At 69.9% G+C, this 17,094-nt stretch carries 16 protein-coding genes and 1 pseudogene; 9 read left to right on the plus strand and 8 right to left on the minus strand.

Annotated features, from left to right (window positions below; all coding sequences use genetic code 11):
* Positions 1-2: 2 nt before the first annotated feature.
* Both mycP and eccE read left to right on the plus strand, forming a co-directional pair.
* On the plus strand, positions 3-1,370 hold the full coding sequence (mycP, locus tag DYE23_RS02015) for a type VII secretion-associated serine protease mycosin (RefSeq protein ID WP_099962354.1): 1,368 nt from the start codon (positions 3-5) through the stop codon (positions 1,368-1,370).
* Positions 1,367-2,272 carry a type VII secretion protein EccE gene (eccE, locus tag DYE23_RS02020; protein WP_115326358.1) on the plus strand — a complete coding sequence of 302 codons (906 nt, stop codon included), beginning with the start codon at positions 1,367-1,369 and terminating at the stop codon, positions 2,270-2,272. Before mycP ends, eccE begins: the two co-directional genes overlap by 4 nt.
* On the opposite strand, the gene DYE23_RS02025 is transcribed toward eccE, so the two are convergent.
* Positions 2,259-3,464 carry an alpha/beta hydrolase family protein gene (locus DYE23_RS02025; protein WP_115326359.1) on the minus strand — a complete coding sequence of 402 codons (1,206 nt, stop codon included), beginning with the start codon at positions 3,462-3,464 and terminating at the stop codon, positions 2,259-2,261. The genes eccE and DYE23_RS02025 overlap by 14 nt on opposite strands.
* 39 nt (positions 3,465-3,503) lie before the next feature.
* Between DYE23_RS02025 and DYE23_RS02030 the strand changes: the two genes are divergently transcribed.
* Positions 3,504-4,271 (plus strand): trans-aconitate 2-methyltransferase, encoded by a 768-nt coding sequence (locus tag DYE23_RS02030; RefSeq protein ID WP_099962357.1) that lies wholly within the window; start codon positions 3,504-3,506, stop codon positions 4,269-4,271.
* Positions 4,272-4,362: 91 nt separating this feature from the next.
* Positions 4,363-5,901 (plus strand): HNH endonuclease signature motif containing protein, encoded by a 1,539-nt coding sequence (locus DYE23_RS02035; protein WP_099962358.1) that lies wholly within the window; start codon positions 4,363-4,365, stop codon positions 5,899-5,901.
* A gap of 13 nt (positions 5,902-5,914) precedes the next feature.
* Here DYE23_RS02035 and DYE23_RS02040 read toward each other — a convergent pair whose 3' ends face one another.
* Positions 5,915-6,397, minus strand: a complete 483-nt coding sequence (locus tag DYE23_RS02040; protein ID WP_011891314.1) for a hypothetical protein — start codon at positions 6,395-6,397, stop codon at positions 5,915-5,917.
* A gap of 134 nt (positions 6,398-6,531) precedes the next feature.
* Between DYE23_RS02040 and DYE23_RS02045 the strand changes: the two genes are divergently transcribed.
* Positions 6,532-7,200 carry a phosphatase PAP2 family protein gene (locus DYE23_RS02045; RefSeq protein ID WP_099962359.1) on the plus strand — a complete coding sequence of 223 codons (669 nt, stop codon included), beginning with the start codon at positions 6,532-6,534 and terminating at the stop codon, positions 7,198-7,200.
* Here the strand turns inward: DYE23_RS02045 and DYE23_RS02050 are convergent.
* Positions 7,154-8,647: a bifunctional phosphatase PAP2/diacylglycerol kinase family protein gene (locus DYE23_RS02050; protein WP_011891312.1), complete on the minus strand. Its 1,494-nt coding sequence runs from the start codon at positions 8,645-8,647 to the stop codon at positions 7,154-7,156. The two genes, DYE23_RS02045 and DYE23_RS02050, sit on opposite strands and share 47 nt — an antisense overlap.
* 58 nt (positions 8,648-8,705) lie before the next feature.
* Here DYE23_RS02050 and DYE23_RS02055 point away from each other — a divergent pair, with 58 nt between their 5' ends.
* On the plus strand, positions 8,706-9,365 hold the full coding sequence (locus DYE23_RS02055; RefSeq protein WP_013470475.1) for a L,D-transpeptidase family protein: 660 nt from the start codon (positions 8,706-8,708) through the stop codon (positions 9,363-9,365).
* An 11-nt stretch (positions 9,366-9,376) separates the two neighbouring features.
* On the opposite strand, the gene DYE23_RS02060 is transcribed toward DYE23_RS02055, so the two are convergent.
* Positions 9,377-9,835 (minus strand): nuclear transport factor 2 family protein, encoded by a 459-nt coding sequence (locus tag DYE23_RS02060; protein WP_011891310.1) that lies wholly within the window; start codon positions 9,833-9,835, stop codon positions 9,377-9,379.
* Positions 9,836-9,914: 79 nt separating this feature from the next.
* Here DYE23_RS02060 and DYE23_RS02065 point away from each other — a divergent pair, with 79 nt between their 5' ends.
* Both DYE23_RS02065 and DYE23_RS02070 read left to right on the plus strand, forming a co-directional pair.
* Positions 9,915-11,711, plus strand: coding sequence for an Hsp70 family protein (locus DYE23_RS02065; RefSeq protein WP_115326360.1), 1,797 nt, complete (start codon positions 9,915-9,917; stop codon positions 11,709-11,711).
* 162 nt (positions 11,712-11,873) lie between these two features.
* Positions 11,874-12,827, plus strand: coding sequence for an L-lactate dehydrogenase (locus DYE23_RS02070; RefSeq protein WP_013470478.1), 954 nt, complete (start codon positions 11,874-11,876; stop codon positions 12,825-12,827).
* On the opposite strand, the gene DYE23_RS02075 is transcribed toward DYE23_RS02070, so the two are convergent.
* From DYE23_RS02075 to DYE23_RS02090, 4 genes and pseudogenes are all read right to left on the minus strand, one after another.
* Positions 12,816-13,538, minus strand: a complete 723-nt coding sequence (locus tag DYE23_RS02075) for a hypothetical protein (RefSeq protein ID WP_099962360.1) — start codon at positions 13,536-13,538, stop codon at positions 12,816-12,818. The genes DYE23_RS02070 and DYE23_RS02075 overlap by 12 nt on opposite strands.
* 63 nt (positions 13,539-13,601) lie before the next feature.
* Positions 13,602-14,380 (minus strand): annotated as a pseudogene (locus tag DYE23_RS02080) (SDR family NAD(P)-dependent oxidoreductase).
* Positions 14,381-14,390: 10 nt separating this feature from the next.
* Entirely contained in the window at positions 14,391-15,620 is a 1,230-nt protein-coding gene (locus DYE23_RS02085; RefSeq protein WP_216701232.1) for an FAD-dependent oxidoreductase, read from the minus strand.
* Between the two features lie 40 nt (positions 15,621-15,660).
* Positions 15,661-16,524, minus strand: coding sequence for an endonuclease/exonuclease/phosphatase family protein (locus tag DYE23_RS02090; protein WP_235660305.1), 864 nt, complete (start codon positions 16,522-16,524; stop codon positions 15,661-15,663).
* 69 nt (positions 16,525-16,593) lie between these two features.
* Here DYE23_RS02090 and DYE23_RS02095 point away from each other — a divergent pair, with 69 nt between their 5' ends.
* Entirely contained in the window at positions 16,594-17,094 is a 501-nt protein-coding gene (locus tag DYE23_RS02095; RefSeq protein ID WP_115326361.1) for a peroxynitrite isomerase, read from the plus strand.

Below are 17,094 nucleotides of genomic sequence, written 5' to 3' on the forward strand. Positions count from 1 at the left end.
GAATGACCCCGGTGATACGGCCGGCGGCCGCCCTCGCGGTGGCCGCGGCGGTGTTCACGATCGGCGCTGCGCCCGCCGGCGCGATCCCGCCGCCGGACGTCGACCCGGCGGCGACACCGCCCAGTGGCGCCGCCGGACCCGTCGCACCGATGACACAGCGCAACCCCTGTGCTGTCACCGGTGTCGTCCCCGGCTCCGACCCGGCCGCGCCGAGCCCGAACCAGCTGTCGCTCAACATGAGCGACGCGTGGCGGCACAGTGATGGCAGGGACCAGCTGGTCGCCGTGATCGGCACCGGGGTGACACCGGGGCCGCGGCTGCCCAACGTCGATCCGGGAGGCGACTTCGTCGGATCCGGAGACGGGCTCACCGACTGTGACGGCAGCGGAACCCTGGTCGCGGGGCTCATCGCCGGAGCGCCCGGACCGGACGGGTTCTCCGGGGTGGCGCCCGCCGCCCGGATTCTCGCGATCCGACAGACCTCGCCGCGCTATGCGCCGAGCAGCACCGGCGAGGATCCGGCGCTGACCCGGGCGAGCATCGAGACCCGGACACTCGCCCGGGCGGTTGTGCGGGCCGCCGACTCCGGTGCCCGCGTCATCGCGATCTCGTCGGTGACCTGTGTTCCGGCCGGGATGAGCGTCGACCAGAGTGAACTCGGTGCCGCGCTGCGGTATGCCGCGGTGGAGAAGGACGCGGTGATCGTCGCGGCGGCCGGCGACACCGAGGGCTCGACGGGTTGCGGGGAGAATCCGCTCAATGATCCGGCCCGACCGGCCGATCCACGCAACTGGGCGGGGGTCTCCACGCTGGCGATCCCCGCGTGGTGGGAGCAGTACGTGCTATCGGTCGGCTCGGTCGGACCCCAGGGTCGTCCGTCGGCGTTCACGATGGCGGGGCCGTGGGTCGGGATCGCCGCTCCCGGGGAGGACATCACCTCGGTGAGCAACGACGCGGCGGGCGGCCTGGCGAACGGCACGCTGAACGGCGAGCAGCAGTACGACCCGCTCAGTGGCACCGGCTATGCGACCGCCTACGTCGCCGGGGTTGCGGCGCTGGTGCGCAGCAGGTTTCCCGCCCTGACGGGACCGCAGGTACGGGAGCGTCTGACGGGGACGGCGAATCAGGCCGCGCGGGCGCCGTCGAATCTGGTCGGTGCGGGTCGCGTCGATCCCGTGGCCGCGCTGACCTGGAATGTACCGGCTGCCGGCGTGGACGCTTCCGTCCCGAAACAGGTTGCCGCGCCTCCTGATACACCGCCCGCTGACCCATTGCCGCGCCTGGTCGCCTACGCCGGGGTGGGGGTGCTCGCCGCGGTGGTGATCGCCGCGGCGGTGCTGCGCGCGAAACGAAAGGACCCGTCCGCATGATCGTCCGGCTCAGTCTGGCCGCGCTGTTCGTCATCCCCGCGGCGATGGCGTATCCCTGGCAGACCACTTTCGACCGTTGGCTCCTCGGTGCCGCGGTGGCTGTGGTCGTCATCCTGTTCGCCTGGTGGCGGGGACTTTTCGTCACCACGCTGGTCGCGCGCCGGATCCGGCTGCTCACCCGTCGTGGTCGCAGTGCCGATGACGGGGACGCGGGCGAGTTCGCCACGGTGGCGCTGCGGGTGGAGCAGGGACAGGCCGACCTGCCGCTCGCCCTGGCGGCCGACCACCTGGACCGCTACGGCATCGCCTTCGACAAGGTCCGCGTCACCAGCCGTGAGGCCGCCGGTCATCGCACCACGTGGGTGAGCCTGACCCTCGGTGCCGCATCGAACATCGCGGCGCTGACGGCGAGGTCGCCGCAGATCCCGTTGCAGGACACCGTGCAGGTCGCCGCGCGGCGGCTCGCCGACCATCTGCGCGAACGCGGCTGGGAGGTGACGATCGACGATGCGCCCGGACCGCTGCCCGGTGACGGAGGCAAGGAGACCTGGCGGGGTGTCGTCGACGGGCACGGACACCTGGCCGCCTACCGCGTCCGCGTCGACGAACGACTGACCGAAACCCTGGCCGCCGCGGGATCGGCCGGGACGGAATTCTGGTCCGCGGTCGAATTCACTGGCAGCAGAACCAGTCCCGAGATCGCCGCATCCTGCGCGTTGCGCACCACGGACCGTCCGCCGGCGATCGCCGGGTTGACCGCGGAGCGGGGCCTGCACCGCTCGGCGCTCGACGCGCTGGGCCCGACGTCGCACCGGCGGCTGCTCGCACCTCCGGTCCCCGCGACACCGGAACTGGTGGCGCAGCTGCGCTTGCCGGTCGGCGCGATCCTCAGCCGAACATGAACGGCGCCAGGAACTTCGTCATCCGGCGCAGGTAGTCCGGTTGGCTGACGTGCAGCACATGGTTGCCCGGGAACCAGTGGAAGGCACAGTGATCCCAGTGTCTCCACAGCATCTCGGCCTGCTCCGGAGGCGCCAAGCGGTCACCGAGGCCGGCGATGATCAGCCGACGGTCCTTGGCGGGTAGTGGGCGGTAGTTCAGCGGCGACGAGTACATCGTCGCCGCGTCGACCAGCGCGGTGTCGGTGCCGGCGATCCGGTCACGCAGCGCGACAACCTTGTTCGCGGGGAACCACTCGTCGACCGTGCGGTCCGGCGTCACCACGGGCACATTCGGGATGACCGCCTGGATCCGGTCGTCCACGCTCGCGATCAGCGCGGAGGTGTAGCCGCCCAACGACATCCCGGTCAGCGCGACCCGGTCGACGCCGGTGAACTCGAGGTAGTCGAGGAGAGACCGGAAGTCGTGCACCGCCTGGGCCATGGCTTCGGCGAAACCGGCCATGCCGTGGGCGAAGTAGCCGTGACCGCTGAACGGTGAGTACTTCTCGGCGCGGCGCCCGTGGAACGGAAGCGTGTAGAGGACCACGTCGTATCCGCACCGGTAGAACCAGGGCAACGAGAAGAACAGCCCGTTGAACAGGTACGCCGACCCCATGAAACCGTGGATCAGGCAGAGCGTCGGTCGCGGACCGTCGTCGTGCCGCCAGTGCTGGGCGTGCACGATGTTGTTGCGGGCGAAGCCTGCCCGGTGGTCACGCAGCGCGGGGTTCACCGCGCGGAAGCTGCTCTCGAACCGGATGTTGCGGACGTTCCCGTGCGCCACCCACTCGGCGACCGGGTTGGCCGCGCGGGACGACACCCGCGGCGGTGACTGCGGTGCGGGGAACGACAGCTGGGGATCTTGGGCCGCGGCCAACTCGGCGTAGAAGCGCAGGTGTTCCTGTTCGGTGGCAGCGGCGGACCTGTTCAGCGCTTGGGCGAGCGTGGGCACCATGGTGACGCTGAGAAGCGAGGCGATGGAGGTGCGCAGCGCGAGGTCAGCGACGGCCGAGGAGTCCACGATGAGGCGCTGGCGCAGGGTCAGGTCGACGCGCCGGGGGAGTCCGCGGGCAGTGGCGTCGGCGCCGGGGACATCGGGTACCGGAAGGGGTAGCACCTCGTCGGGCACACTGTCGGGCTCCACGTCTCGCATGCTAACCCGTGCATCGCCCGCAGATGCCACACTGGCGCCATGTGGAACCCCGCCGTCTATCTGACCTATGCGGACCACCGGGGCAGACCGTACTACGACCTGCTGTCGAGGGTGGATGCCCGGGAGCCGCGCCGCATCGTCGATCTCGGTTGCGGCCCCGGAAATCTCACCCGCACGCTCACCCAACGATGGCCCGGCGCGGTCGTCGAGGCGTGGGACTCCTCGGAGGAGATGGTGACCGCGGCACGGGAGCGGGGAGTCGACGCGCGGGTGGGTGACGTCCGGGACTGGGCTCCGCTGCCGGACACCGACGTGGTGGTCAGCAACGCGACGCTGCACTGGGTACCCGAGCATCCCGACCTTCTGCTGCGTTGGGCGGGGCAGCTGGGTGCGGGCTCCTGGATCGCGTTTCAGGTGCCCGGCAACTTCGACGCGCCGTCGCATCGGGCCGTGCGCGACCTCGTTTCGAGCGCGCGATGGGCACACCTGTTGCGGGACTTCCCATTCGAGAAGTCCGAGGTCGTCAGGCCGGCCGCGGGCTATGCCGAATTGTTGACCGACGCCGGCTGCACCGTCGATGCGTGGGAGACCACCTATGTCCACGAGCTGACCGGCGAGAACCCTGTCCTGGAGTGGATCGGAGGCACCGCGCTGCGGCCGGTTCGTGCGGCGTTGCCGGACCACGACTGGCAGGAGTTCCGCGCCGAGCTGATCCCGCTTCTCGACGCGGCGTATCCGCGCCGCGCCGACGGGATCACCTTCTTCCCGTTCCGGCGGATCTTCGTCGTGGCGCGGGTGAAGAACTAACGACGCCAACTTATCCCCACATCCGAGTTCATCCACAGGCGGCGTATTCGGCGATGGTCGACACCGCCGAACGGCGATTACTGTCGCTCATATGTTCGAAGAGTTGATGGACGCGGCGGGGCGTGCGCGGGGCGCGGCGGCGATCGGCGCATGGGCGCGCATCGAGAATGCCGCAGTTGCGCAACGGCTCTCGGCGATGGCCGACCTGCTCGAAAGCAGGCTGACGGACAAGGACAGTGCCGAGCGCGATCAGTGGTGCCTCGACAACTGGGACGCGGTGTCGGCCGAGGTGGCAGCAGGTCAACACACGTCGCTCGGTGTCGCGTCGAACGAACTCCTCGATGCGTGGACACTGAGGAGGCGGTTGCCGCGAGTCGCCGAGGTCTTCGCCTCCGGGGCGATCTCCTACCGCCTGGTGAAGTCGGTGGTGAAACGCACCCGACTGGTGGTCGATCCGGAGGTCATGGCGAAGATCGACGCCGAGATCGCTGCGCACATCCGCGGGTGGGGCCCGCTGTCGGTGGCCAAGCACGAGGCCGAGATCGACCACTGGGTCGACCTCTACGACCCCGCGGCGGTCGTACATGCCGAGAGTGCCGCCCGTTCGCGGCATGTCGACGTCACACCGGCTGCCGACGGATCGGGGACCTGCTTCGTCGAAGCCGTCCTGTACGCCCACGACGGCGAGGTGATGGACCGGCGACTGGACGACATGGCGCGCGGCGTGTGCCTCGCGGACCCGCGCACGCATGAGCAGCGACGGGCGGATGCTCTCGCCGCGATCATGAACAAGGCGGACCGGCTGTCGTGTCTGTGCGGTGCCGAGGACTGCGAAGCTGGTGCGCGCACAACGAGTTCGGTCGTCGTCCACGTGATCGCCGAGGAGTCGAGCCTGACCGACGACACGCCGGTGGCTCTGAACGGCGACAAGCCCGCTTCCCCCGAACCGGAGCCCGAGTCGGAGCCCAAGCCGGAGCCCTCGCGGTTCGAGTCGCTGCTGGGACCCGTCCCGGCGGCGGGGCCGGCGAAGACCAATCCGGCGGTGGTCCTGGGCGGCGGGTTGTTGCCAGGGCCGCTGCTGGCAGCCACGCTCGCGCAGACCGCGACGATCAGGCGGCTGGTTCATCCGGGGGATTCACCAGCGGAACCTCGCTACGTGCCGTCGGCCAAGCTGGCGGACTTCGTGCGGTGTCGCGACATGACGTGCCGTTTCCCGGGTTGCGACGTGGCAGCCTACAGCTGTGATCTCGACCATACGATCGCGTATCCGGTCGGGCCGACGCAGGCGTCGAATCTCGCCTGTCTGTGCCGAAAACATCACCTGCTCAAGACTTTCTGGGGCTGGCGCGATGTCCAGTATCCGGACGGAACTGTCCTGTGGACGTCCCCGGGTGGGCAGACGTTCACGACGCATCCTGGGAGCCGGGTGTTGTTCCCGTCGTTGTGCCGGCCCACCGCGCCGGTCGCGGTCGACGCCGGCGTCCGGGCTCCCACGCCGAGCGCACCGTCCGGGCTCGGCATGCCTCGCCGCACGCAGACCCGGGCGCAGGTGCGGGCCAGGCGCATCCACGACCAACGAGCCGAGAACCAGGCACTGTTGGAGGGTCGCAACCATGCCCCTCCGTTCTGAATCCCGCCGCGACCTAGGGGTGGTAGGGCACTCCGACGGCGCGGAACACGAACTCGGGGGACGCGTCGAAGGCCAGCGATGTGCGGGGCAGTCGGGCGAGGACGTCGCGGGGGATGTCCTCCTTGTAATGCAGCGACAGCTCGCCCGAGCAGCGGGGGTCGACAGCGGAGACGTCGACATCGAGGGTCAGCCCCGTCTCGGACAGCTCGGCCTTGACCGACCCGGTCTGCGGGGCGTCCCAACGCTGGTCGATCGTGCGGCCTGCCAGTTTCGGCACCGTGGACAGCGTGCCGAGCACGCGTTCGTTGGTCAGCACCAACGACCCGACATAGCTGGCGATGCTCCCTCCGGAGCGCAACCCGGGGACGGTGCCGCGGAAACGCCGTGTCACCGCGACGTACTCCGACATGAAAAGCACCCCCTCGGCCTCCACCTCCGCGCGCAACGCGCTGGGCAGCTTGCCGATTCGGAACAGCTTCCGAAGAAAGACAGCCATGTGCGAACCGTAGCTCAGCCGCGGGGAACGCCGAGAGCGCCGTAGACGAACTTCGGCGGAGTGGTGGGCACTGTCGCCGGCATCGCCATTGCGGGCGCTCGATTTGCTCGGTGATTTGGGGTACAGGTGGTCACGTGACCCCGGACAACAGGCGGCTACTGGCCGGCGTCGTCGCCGCCCTCGCCGTGTACGGGCTCCTGTGGGCCGGCTGGGCGCAGGACTGGGGATGGCTGACCCGCGCCGACGACGCCGCGCTGGACGCCGCGTACCGCGTCGGCGAATCTCACAGCGGCTGGGTGACGGCCTGGGACGTGTTCTGCACGGTCCTGGGGCCCGGAGCGTTCCGGCTCGCGGTGCTCGTTCTCATCGTGCTGGCACTGCTGCGGCGCAGGATCCGGCTCGCGGTGTTCCTGGTCGTCACCGTGGAACTCAGCGGTCTGGTCACCGAGATCGCCAAGCACCTGGCCGGCCGCGCCCGACCCGACACCGCGTTCGTCGATGCGTGGGGGCTGTCGTTCCCGTCGGGGCACGCGCTCGGCGTGCTGGTGGCCGTCGCCGCGCTGCTGTCCGTCGCCGTGCCCGCGGTCGCTCCGTCGAGGCGGGCGTGGCTGATCGCCCTCGGTGTCGTCATCGTCGTGACGGTCGGCGTGGGTCGGGTGATACTCAACGTGCACCACCCGTCGGACGTCCTGGCCGGATGGGCGCTGGGCTACGCGTACTTCCTCGTCTGCCTGCGTCTGGTTCCCCCGGCGACGCTCACACGGCGGGACGAAACACCGGCAGAGCTCGATATTGCACGCTGAAACTCGCCTCGTCGATCTCGGTCCCGACCTCGCCGTCGAGTGCCAGCACCGTCGGCCCGTCCGGTGACCTGAACGAGAATTCCGGCACCTTGAGCTCGTGATACAGCGGGCTGCGCGTCAGCCGCCCCAGCACCAGCGCGGTCAGGATCCGCAGCCTGCTCAGCCGTCGCCCCGTCTCGAGGATCCGCACGTCGAGCAGGCCGTCGTCCATCCGGGTTCGCCGCGACGGCGCGAATCCGGTCGGGAGATAGCCCGAGTTCCCCAGGAAGAACAGGGAGGTCTGCAGCGTCTTGTTGTCGTACTCGATCCGCACCGGCTCGCCGCGCCGCAAGGTGTGGAACATCGCGTAGACGCCGGCCAGCGGCTTGCCGATCTTGTGCTCGAGTTTCTCGCGCGTCTGTACGAAGCGCGGGTAGGCGCCGATGCTGGCGGTGTTGACCACCATCTGCTTCTCGTTCATGCAGACGATGTCGACACACGACACGGTGCCCTGCCTGATCGCCGCCACGGTCTTGGCCGTCGTATCGCAGCCGATGTCCTTCGCGAAATGGTTGAACGTGCCCGCGGGGAAGACCGCCAGTGGCAGACCCGCCGCCACCGCGATCGACGCCGCGGCCGCGACCGTCCCGTCACCGCCTCCGACGCCGAGCACCTCCGCGCGGTCGGCGGCCGACTGCAGAACGGATGCCACGTCGTCGTCCTCGTCGAGCTCCACGATCTCGGCCTTCGGCAGCGCCTCGCGGACCTCGTCGACCACCCGTGCCCCGGTACCGCTGCCCGACGCCGGATTGATGACGAGCACGAGACCCTCACCCTCGGGTCGCTCCGGGGTGTCGACCCGCAACGGATCCGAGACGGGCAACCGGGTCTCGACGATCGGCGGCACGATCCGCGCACCCAGCACCGCGATGCCCGCGCCGAGGCCGAATCCGGCGAGCACATCCCCCGGATAGTGGGCGCCGGTGGCGACCCTGGACATGCCGACCAGCCCTGCCAGCAGCGCCAGACCCAGCCCGGCCGGCGGGTTCTCCAGTCCGACCCCGATGGAGAACGCGGCCGCGCTGGCCGAGTGACCCGACGGCAGCGAGTTCGACGTCGGATGGCGCCGTGTCTGGCGGGCCAGCGGCACGAAACTCCAGTTCGGCCGCTCACGCTTCCACACCCTCTTGGCGCCCTGATTGGTCACCAGGCTGGTCACGGCCAGCGTCGCCACCCCGCGCACCGCACCGCGCTTCACCGACGGGCTTCCCAACGCCATCAGACCGGCCGCGATCCCGAACCACAGCTTCGAATGGTCGGCGGCCCTGGTCAGGCGCGGCATCACCGCATCGAGCAGCGGGCTCGGCGACTCCGCGATCGCTTCGAAGACCTCCCTGTCCAGCGTGCCGAGGCCCACCCCGATCTGTCGGATACCGCGGCCACGTCGCCCCACAGGCAGAAGGTCCATGGCGCCCAACTTACGCAGATGCGCGGAAATCGAACTCACCGATGGCACAGTTGTGGCCATGCTGCGCCGCCTGTCGACTTTGCTGTGCGCCATCGCCGTCGCCGGACTGCTCACCGCGCCGCACGCCGGCGCGTTCGCGCCGTGGTTCGCGAACTCGGTCGGTGCGGCCACCCAGGTACTCGCGGTCACCGGGGCCGGCGGGTCCGATGCGAAACTCGACGTCTGGCAGCGCACCCCGGCAGGGTGGAAGCCGGTGGACGGCGGCGTCGGCATCGCGGCCAAGGTGGGTGCGAAAGGACTGTCGCCCAACCATTTCGAGGGCTCGATGATGACCCCGACGGGGGTCTACTCGCTCGACTTCGCCTTCGGTACCCGGCCCGATCCCGGGAGCGGACTGAAGTACGTGCAGGTCGGCTCGAACCACTGGTGGGACGGGGACGTCGCAAGCCCGACCTACAACACGATGCAGGTGTGCGACCGACAGAACTGCCGCTTCGCGACGAGTGGCACCGGCACGGAGAACCTGAACATTCCGCAGTACGCCCACGCGGTGGTGATGGGCGTCAACAAGGAGCGCATCCCCGGCAAGGGCAGCGCCTTCTTCCTGCACAGTTCGACCGGGGATGCGACCGCCGGATGCGTGGCGATCGACGATGCCACGCTGGTGACGATCATGCGCTGGCTGCGACCGGGCGCGGTGATCGCGATCGCGGAGTAGCCCGCGACGGTTCAGATGTTCAGCGCGCGCCCGGGTTTGACCTTGAACTCGACCGCGTCCAGCTTCATCGACGCGTCATAGGTGCGGTCGTACCCCGTCTCGCAGATGCGCCAGCCGTCGGCGGTGCGCCGGTAGCGATCGTGGTAGAAACCCGCACCGATCAACATGAAGTTGAAGTCCGGCGCGATCACCCGGTCCTGCAGGTACCAGGTCGCCGACGCCTCGTCACCGTCGACGGTGATCTCGGGGTGGTTCACCCGGTGCTCGGTGAGCACCTCGGGGCCGAGCGAGTTGCGCATGAAGCCGACGAGATCATCGCGGTTGGTGAAGTGGTGCTCCTCGCCGATCGACTCGCCGTAACGACCGACGACGTCCTCGGTCAGGGTGTCGGCGAAGTCGTCCCAGTGCTTGGTGTCCAGGGCGCGAAGGTAGCGATACTTGACCTGCTTGATCTCGTCGATGTCACTCATGGCCGCCATTGCAGCACACCGCGGCCCGCTGCGTGTCAGATGCGTCCGACCGCCCACCCCGTCTAGGGTGGCCTCAATCATGAGCGATGCGTTGGGACTGTCCATCGGTTCGACCAACCTCGTCGCGGCAACCGTCGGCAACGAGCCGGTACTTCGTCGGTCGGTCCTGACCGTGTACGGCCACGCCGCGCCGCAGGTCGGTGACGGAGCCGATGCCGGCGGTGCGACGCTGACCGATTTCGTCGAACGCGTCGGGGATCCGGTTCCGCTGGTGGCCTCCGACGGTGCGACCTACCCGGCCGAACAGCTCCTGGTCGAGGCGCTCGAAACCATGGCGGGCCTGGCGACCTCGCAGCGGCTGGCCGACGTGGTGATCGCCGTGCCGTCGTATTGGACCGTGGAGGCGACCCGCGCGCTGGCACAGACGTTGACCGCGAGCGACCTGCTGGCACCGTCGGGAGCGCCGCCCCGGCTGATCTCCGATACCGAGGCGGCGCTGACCGCCCTCAACGCCAACCCCGGCCTGGACCGTCGAGGCGTCGCGGTGCTGCTCGACTTCGGGGGCAGCGGCACCAGCATCACCGCCGTCGACGCGGCGGCGTTCACGGTGATCGGCACCCACCGCCACCCCGATTTCGCCGGAGACCAGATCGACCAGGCGCTGCTCGGTCATGTGCTCGCGGCCGCCGGCGGGGACACCGATCCTGCGCAGACGGCCGCGGTCGGATCGCTGGCCCGGTTGCGCGACGACTGCCGGGTCGCCAAGGAACGCCTCTCGAACCAGACCGCGACCCAGCTGACCGTCGAACTGCCCGGCGCCGGGACCGAAATACGCGTCACCAGAGCCGAACTCGACGATCTGCTCAGGCGCCCCCTCGACGGCGTCTTCACCGCGCTCGACGAGCTGCTGTCGCGCAACGGAATCGCGCCGGACGCAGTCACCTCCGTCGCGATGGTCGGCGGCGGCGCATCGATACCGCTTATCGGCCAACAGGTTTCGCAACGACTTCAGGTACCGGTGATCACCACCGCGCGGCCCGCCCTCGACGGCGCCGTCGGCGCCGCGATGTTCGCCGCGTACGGCCGAAGCGCGGACACCTCGACCGTCGCCGCGGCGCCTGTCGTCCTGCCTCCCGGCGTGGACAGCGGTGACAGCGGTGACGCCACGTATGCGCTGGCGTGGTCGCAGGACGACCCGTCGGCCGACGACATCGTGCCCTACACCGGCGAGGAGCCCGCGGAGCGGCCCAATCCGTATGTGCTCTCGGACCCGTACGGTCCCACCGAGGTCATCGCGCAGGAGGCCCCGCCCGCCGACGAGCCCCGGCCCCGAGTCCCGCTGACGCTCACCGGGATCCTGGCCGCCGTCGCCCTGTTGGCGGTCGGCGGGGCGGCCATCGCGCTCACCAGCGTCCAGACCTCCGACCGGACGCCGCCGAAGCCCGCCAACGCGCCGCTCAGCAGTCCCTTCGTACCGCCCAGCGCTGCACCCGAGACGGTCACGGTCCCCCAGCAGCAGGGCGAGCCGGCACCGCCGCCGGCCACGGCGGAGGCGCCTCCACCGGTGGTCGTCACCACCGCGCCCCCGGCGGCGCCCGAAACCACCACGGCAACGACGACGACCACGACGACCACCACGACGTCGCCGACCACCACCACGACCACGACGACGACCACCACGACGACCCCACCCACGACCACGACGACCGCGCCGACAACAACGACCGCGCCGCCCACGACGACCGCGCCGACAACCACGGTGCCGCCGACAACAGTGCCGCCGACGACAACGGGGGGCATCGCCACGACGACGACGTACCTGACCGTGCCGTTCGTCCCCGTGCCCATCCCGATCCTGGTGCCCGACGTCCCCTGACGCGTCAGCGTCGGCCCCCCGGTCATTGCCGCAGCAAGAAATAGGGTTTTCCCCGATTCCTCGGGGGGTCCCCCGCACATAATGTTCTCTGCAGTCGGTTCGATCGGCTGCGGAGGGGACAGCCGATCGACCGACATTCTGTTGTGGGGCGAGGATGGACCCATGCCAGTCGAACAGAACACCAAGGTTTCCGTCATCGGGATGGGCAGTGTCGGCACCGCGATCGCCTACGCCTGCCTGATCCGCGGCTCGGCGGGCGCACTGGCGCTCTACGACCTCAACGCTGCAAAGGTGAGGGCCGAGGTGCTCGACCTCAACCACGGCAGCCAGTTCGTCCCGCACTGCCGCATCACGGGCTCCGACGACATCGCGGTGACGGACGGGTCCGCGGTGATCGTGGTGACCGCAGGCGCCAAGCAGAAGCCGGGCCAGAGCCGGCTGGAGCTGGCCGCGACGAACGTCGCCATGGCGCAGACGCTGACGCCGCAGCTGCTCGAGCGCTCCCCGGACGCGGTCATCGTGTTCGTCACCAACCCCGTCGACGTCGTGACGTTCGCCGCGGCGCGGTCGGTCAACGCCGCTCCGGGCCACATCTTCGGCTCGGGAACGGTGTTGGACTCCAGTCGTTTTCGCTATCTCATCGCCGACCGCGCCGATCTCGCGGTCGCCAACGTGCACGGCATCATCGTCGGCGAGCACGGTGATTCGGAGATCTCACTGTGGTCGAGTGTCTCGGTCGGGGGTGTGCCGGCCGCACAATTCCGGCGCGACGGTGTGCCGGTGTTCGACGAGGACACCCGGAAACGCATCTCGGCCGAGGTGGTCAACGCCGCCTACGAGATCATCGCCGGCAAGGGCGCCACCAACCTGGCGATCGGATTGTCCACCGCCCGCATCGTCGAGGCGGTGCTCGGCGACGAGCACCGGGTGCTGCCCGTCTCGACCGTGCAGGAGGGCGCGTACGGGATCTCGGGGGTGGCGCTGTCGCTGCCCACCGTGGTCTCGGCGCACGGCGCGGGCCGCGTCCTGGAGGTGGCGCTCTCGGAGGACGAACGGGTCGGCCTGCAGGCGTCGGCGACGACGCTGCGGCAGGCGCAGGAACGCTTAGGGCTCTGACCGGGCCGGTTTCTCCAGCCAGCGGCGACCCTGTTTGGCCGCACGGGCGAGCGCGCCGCACTCACCGATGTAGGCGGCGACCGCGCCGACACCCGGCAGCAGCCCCAGGTACTTGATCGGCCCGCGTGGGTGGGGCCGCTTGGCGAGTTCGTCGGCGATGGCGTCGAACAGGCCGACCAGATTCCAGATCGCCTTGGCGACACCCGTCGCGCTGTGCGGTATCGAGGCCAGCGGCCGGCGATCGTCCCCGTCGAACACGACGACCGACAGGTCACGCTCGCACAGCACCGCCGCCAGCATCCGCACCTGCGTGCGCTGGTCGGTGACCCCGAGCTCACGGGCCACCGCGCACAGCACCACGGCCTGGCTGACGAAGCCGAACAGATCCTGCAGCGGCAACTGGCGGGCGACGATCCCGAGAACCCCGGGGAACGCGACCGCGACGGTGTTCACCGCCCCGACCCGCCACACCCACCAGTGGATGCGGGCATCGGTGTCCATATCCTCCCAGGCGGGGGTCCCCGGCACGTCGACAGCGTTGAGGAGCCGGCCGAGCGCGTCGTCGCGGCGTTTGAGGTCGAGCGGGTCGGTCTCCCACAGCACGTCGAGCAGCGGGTTGATGATCCGCACCGCGGCGCTGAGCGCGGCTTCGACCCCGGTGTCGGTGATGCGCACGTCCGGTGCCGGCAGCGCGGACAACAGCAGGTTCACCGTTGCATCATGTCCAACCCGGCGGTCGCTCAAACGTCGACGCGGCTGATCAGAACTCGCGGATCAGAACTTCAGGTAGCCGCCGTCGAGCCGCAGCACGTCCCCGGTGTGATAGGCGCTGGCCGGGCCGGCCAGGTACACCGCGACCCCGGCGACGTCCTCGGCCGCGCCCCAGCGCCGCACCGGAACACGCGGCAGGACGCGGGAGGTGAACCTCTCGTCGGCCATCCCCTCGGACGTCATCTCGGTCTCGAACCATCCCGGGGCCACCGTGTTGGCGCGGATGCCGTGCCGGGCCAACTCCACCGCGAAGCTGTCCATCATCGACGTGACGCCGGCCTTGGACGCCGCGTAGGCCGGCTGCCGGGGCATGCCCTGGAAGGCGCCGAGGCTCGACACCCCGACCAGGCTCCCGCCCCGACCTGCGGCGACCATCTGTCGCGCCGCCTCCCGCAGGGTCAGGAACACGCCGTCGAGGTCGACGCTGGTCACCGACCGGAACTCCGCCAGCGAGGTCTCCAGACCGGGGTGAACCGCCCCCGCACCCCGGCGTTGGCGAAACAGGAATCAAGCCAACCGAATTCGTCACGTATGCGCGCCATGGTCTCGGTGACGGCCTCCTCGTCGGTGACGTCGCACACCAGGGGCAGCACAGGGTTGCCGTGGGTGCGCAGCGTGGCCGCGGCATCGTCGAGGCGTTGTGCGTTGCGGCCGAGGATCGCCACGGTCGCTCCGGCGCGGGCAAGCCCTCCGGCCATCCCGAGGCCGATGCCGGAGCCGCCGCCGGTCACGACGGCCACGTGGCCGGTCAGGTCGAAAGGATTCGCGGAGGTTGTGGTCACGTGCGTGACCTTACTGGGGTCGTCTGCGCGCGAACCCGGGTGCGCGCTCCGGACGCACCCCGACCCCGACGAGGTAGGCGGGGATCACCGTCAGCCACGGCAGCCGCTCGACCGTCCGGATCAGGCCGGGTGAGGGCCCGGCGGATCCGCCGCGGACGATGGGGCCCAGCAGCCGCCGGTCGATCAGGCGTTGCAGCGCCTGCGTCACCACGGTGGGCAGGATGCGTCGCCGCCGTACCCGGGCCAGGTCGCGGCCAGTGACCGTGCCGCGGCGCAACGGCTCGGCGAGCAGTCGCGCGGCGGCGACCGCATCCTGGATGGCCAGGTTGATCCCCACGCCGCCGGCGGGGGACATCGCGTGGGCCGCGTCACCGATACAGAGCATGCCCTCGATGTGCCAGCAGCGCAGCCGGTTGAGTTTGACGTCGAGCATCTTGACCTCGTCGAGACTCGCGATCGACCCGACGGTTCCGGCCGCCTCCGGCAGCAGCGCGAGCACGTCGGCGTGGAACGCGTCCAGGCCGCGGGCCCGCAGGGCGGCGTCGGTGCCCTTCTCGATCAGCAGCGCGATCTGCAGGTAACCCTCGCGCGGGATCACGATCATGGCCCGCCCCGGCGCCAACCGGGGGAACAGCGTGTACATCTCATCGGTCTCCGGTCGTGGCAGCCGGAACCACCACACGTCGAACCCGACCGGGAACTCCTGTGTGCGCAGCCCGGTCTTCTCACGCAGCAGTGAGCCGCGACCGTCGCAGGCGACGGTCAGGTCGGCCTGCAATTCCCCTGTGCCGTCGGCGGTTTCGTAGCGGACACCGGTGACCCTGCTTCCTTCCCGCAGGACGCCGGTAACCTCGGTGCTCATCCTGAGCGTAAACGTCGGCTCGGCGCGGCCGGCGTCGGCGAGCAGGTTGAGCAGGTCCCACTGCGGCACCATCGCGATGTAGGGATGCGGCTGGCGCAGCCGCCGGAAATCGACCATGGTGACCGACCTCCCGGCGCCGACGTCGACGGTCGCGTGGTCGAGCCGGCTGTGGGAGATGTCGGCGAACCTGGGCCACAGGCCCAGGTCGTCGAGCAGCCGCAACGTTGTGGGATGCACAGTGTCACCGCGGAAGTCGCGAAGGAAGTCGGCGTGCTTCTCCAGCACCGTGACCTCGACGCCGGCCCGCGCCAGCAACAGCCCGAGCACCATGCCCGCCGGCCCGCCGCCGACGATCGCGCATGTGGTCGTGTCACTCACGGTGTCATCGTCGCGCATCGCGCCGCCGACGCGGGGGCATTCACCCGGTGTTGCGCACCAGAACGCAGCGCAGCCCGAAATGATCCGACGGGAAGACCCGCGGGTGCGCCGGCGAGATCGGCTCGGTGCCGATCAGTTCGACGCTGTCGGGGCGCCACTGCTCGCCCTTGACCAGGACGCGGTCGAAGCGGACGAACCGCTCCTTGCCGGTGGCGTCGAAGCGCATGTGGTTGATCGAGGTGTCCTCGGTGAACCCGGGTTCGGGCGCGCGCAGCGCCGGCCACACGTCGCACCACGGGGCGGTGATACGAGAGTTCTCGTCGTCGCGCATGTTGAAATCGCCGAGCAGCACGACGTCATCGGCATGTGCGAACTCGGCATCGATCTCGCGAAACTGCCTGGCGCGCAAAGCGGAGTTACGTTTTCCGCTGTCCAGGTGTACCGAGCACAGCACCGTCTCGGTCCCGCCGCTGATGAGCACCGCGGTCAGGAAGCCGCGGTGGGCCGCGGTCGGCAGGCGTGTGTAGGTCACCTGCGACAGCGGGATGCGGGACAACAGCAGCATGCCGTAGTTGCCGACACGACGGCCGGTGACCGCAGCCGCGGCGTAGTCACGCCTGATCCACGGCTGCGCCAGAAGCACATCGAGCGCGCGATCGGTGACCTCCTGGAACACCATCACATCGGCGGGATGCGCAGCCAGCAGGTCCGCGAGCGCACGGTAGCGCTCGTCGGCGAAGTACGCGTCGAACCAGATGTTGAAGGTGGATACGGTGAGAACCGGGCACACGATGTCGTCGCGGCGTCGTGGGGCGGTGACCCATCGCGCGGCGCCGGCGTCGTGGCATCGCAGAGGGATCCGGCGCCGGCGCGGCCAGATGTTCCATCTCTGCTTTCCCAGCACGATGTCGACGATCGTATCGGTCGACCCGCGACCAGTCCTGCGCGCCGGACCGGGGCGTACCCTGGCCGGGTGGTCGCGCTCGTCCCGCTGCATCCCGACGTCGTCGCGTTGGCGCCGCTGCTGGGTGTCTGGGTCGGGGAGGGCACGGGGGAGTATCCGACGGTCCCGTCGTTCGCCTATACCGAGGAGATCACCTTCGGCCACGTCGGAAAGCCGTTCCTGAGCTACGTCCAGCGCACCCGCGCCGCCGACGACGGCCGCCCGCTGCACAGCGAGACCGGCTACGTGCGCTCACCCGCGCCGCACTGCGTCGAGTGGATCCTCGCGCACCCGACGGGAATCACCGAGATCCTGGAGGGCATTCTGGAGCGCATCGTCACCGGCGAGGGCGACACCCTGCGGATCGACGTCGAATCGACGGCGGTCGGGCGCAGCGCGTCGGCGAAGGAGGTGTCGGCCGTGGGCCGCACCATCGAGCTGGCCGGGGACACCCTGACCTACAGCGTGCGGATGGCGGCCGTCGGAATGCCGCTGCAGCATCATCTGTCGGCCGTGCTGCACCGCGCCTGA

Origin of the sequence: Mycolicibacterium gilvum (assembly GCF_900454025.1) — a bacterium.
Taxonomy (GTDB): Bacteria; Actinomycetota; Actinomycetes; order Mycobacteriales; family Mycobacteriaceae; genus Mycobacterium; species Mycobacterium gilvum.

What these genes read in the sequence shown, in the direction of transcription:
- mycP (WP_099962354.1), top strand. Translation starts at nt 3, where the DNA reads ATGACCCCGGTGATACGGCCGGCGGCCGCCCTCGCGGTGGCCGCGGCG.
- eccE (WP_115326358.1), top strand. Translation starts at nt 1,367, where the DNA reads ATGATCGTCCGGCTCAGTCTGGCCGCGCTGTTCGTCATCCCCGCGGCG.
- DYE23_RS02025 (WP_115326359.1), bottom strand. Translation starts at nt 3,464, where the DNA reads ATGCGAGACGTGGAGCCCGACAGTGTGCCCGACGAGGTGCTACCCCTT.
- DYE23_RS02030 (WP_099962357.1), top strand. Translation starts at nt 3,504, where the DNA reads ATGTGGAACCCCGCCGTCTATCTGACCTATGCGGACCACCGGGGCAGA.
- DYE23_RS02035 (WP_099962358.1), top strand. Translation starts at nt 4,363, where the DNA reads ATGTTCGAAGAGTTGATGGACGCGGCGGGGCGTGCGCGGGGCGCGGCG.
- DYE23_RS02040 (WP_011891314.1), bottom strand. Translation starts at nt 6,397, where the DNA reads ATGGCTGTCTTTCTTCGGAAGCTGTTCCGAATCGGCAAGCTGCCCAGC.
- DYE23_RS02050 (WP_011891312.1), bottom strand. Translation starts at nt 8,647, where the DNA reads ATGGACCTTCTGCCTGTGGGGCGACGTGGCCGCGGTATCCGACAGATC.
- DYE23_RS02055 (WP_013470475.1), top strand. Translation starts at nt 8,706, where the DNA reads ATGCTGCGCCGCCTGTCGACTTTGCTGTGCGCCATCGCCGTCGCCGGA.
- DYE23_RS02060 (WP_011891310.1), bottom strand. Translation starts at nt 9,835, where the DNA reads ATGAGTGACATCGACGAGATCAAGCAGGTCAAGTATCGCTACCTTCGC.
- DYE23_RS02065 (WP_115326360.1), top strand. Translation starts at nt 9,915, where the DNA reads ATGAGCGATGCGTTGGGACTGTCCATCGGTTCGACCAACCTCGTCGCG.
- DYE23_RS02070 (WP_013470478.1), top strand. Translation starts at nt 11,874, where the DNA reads ATGCCAGTCGAACAGAACACCAAGGTTTCCGTCATCGGGATGGGCAGT.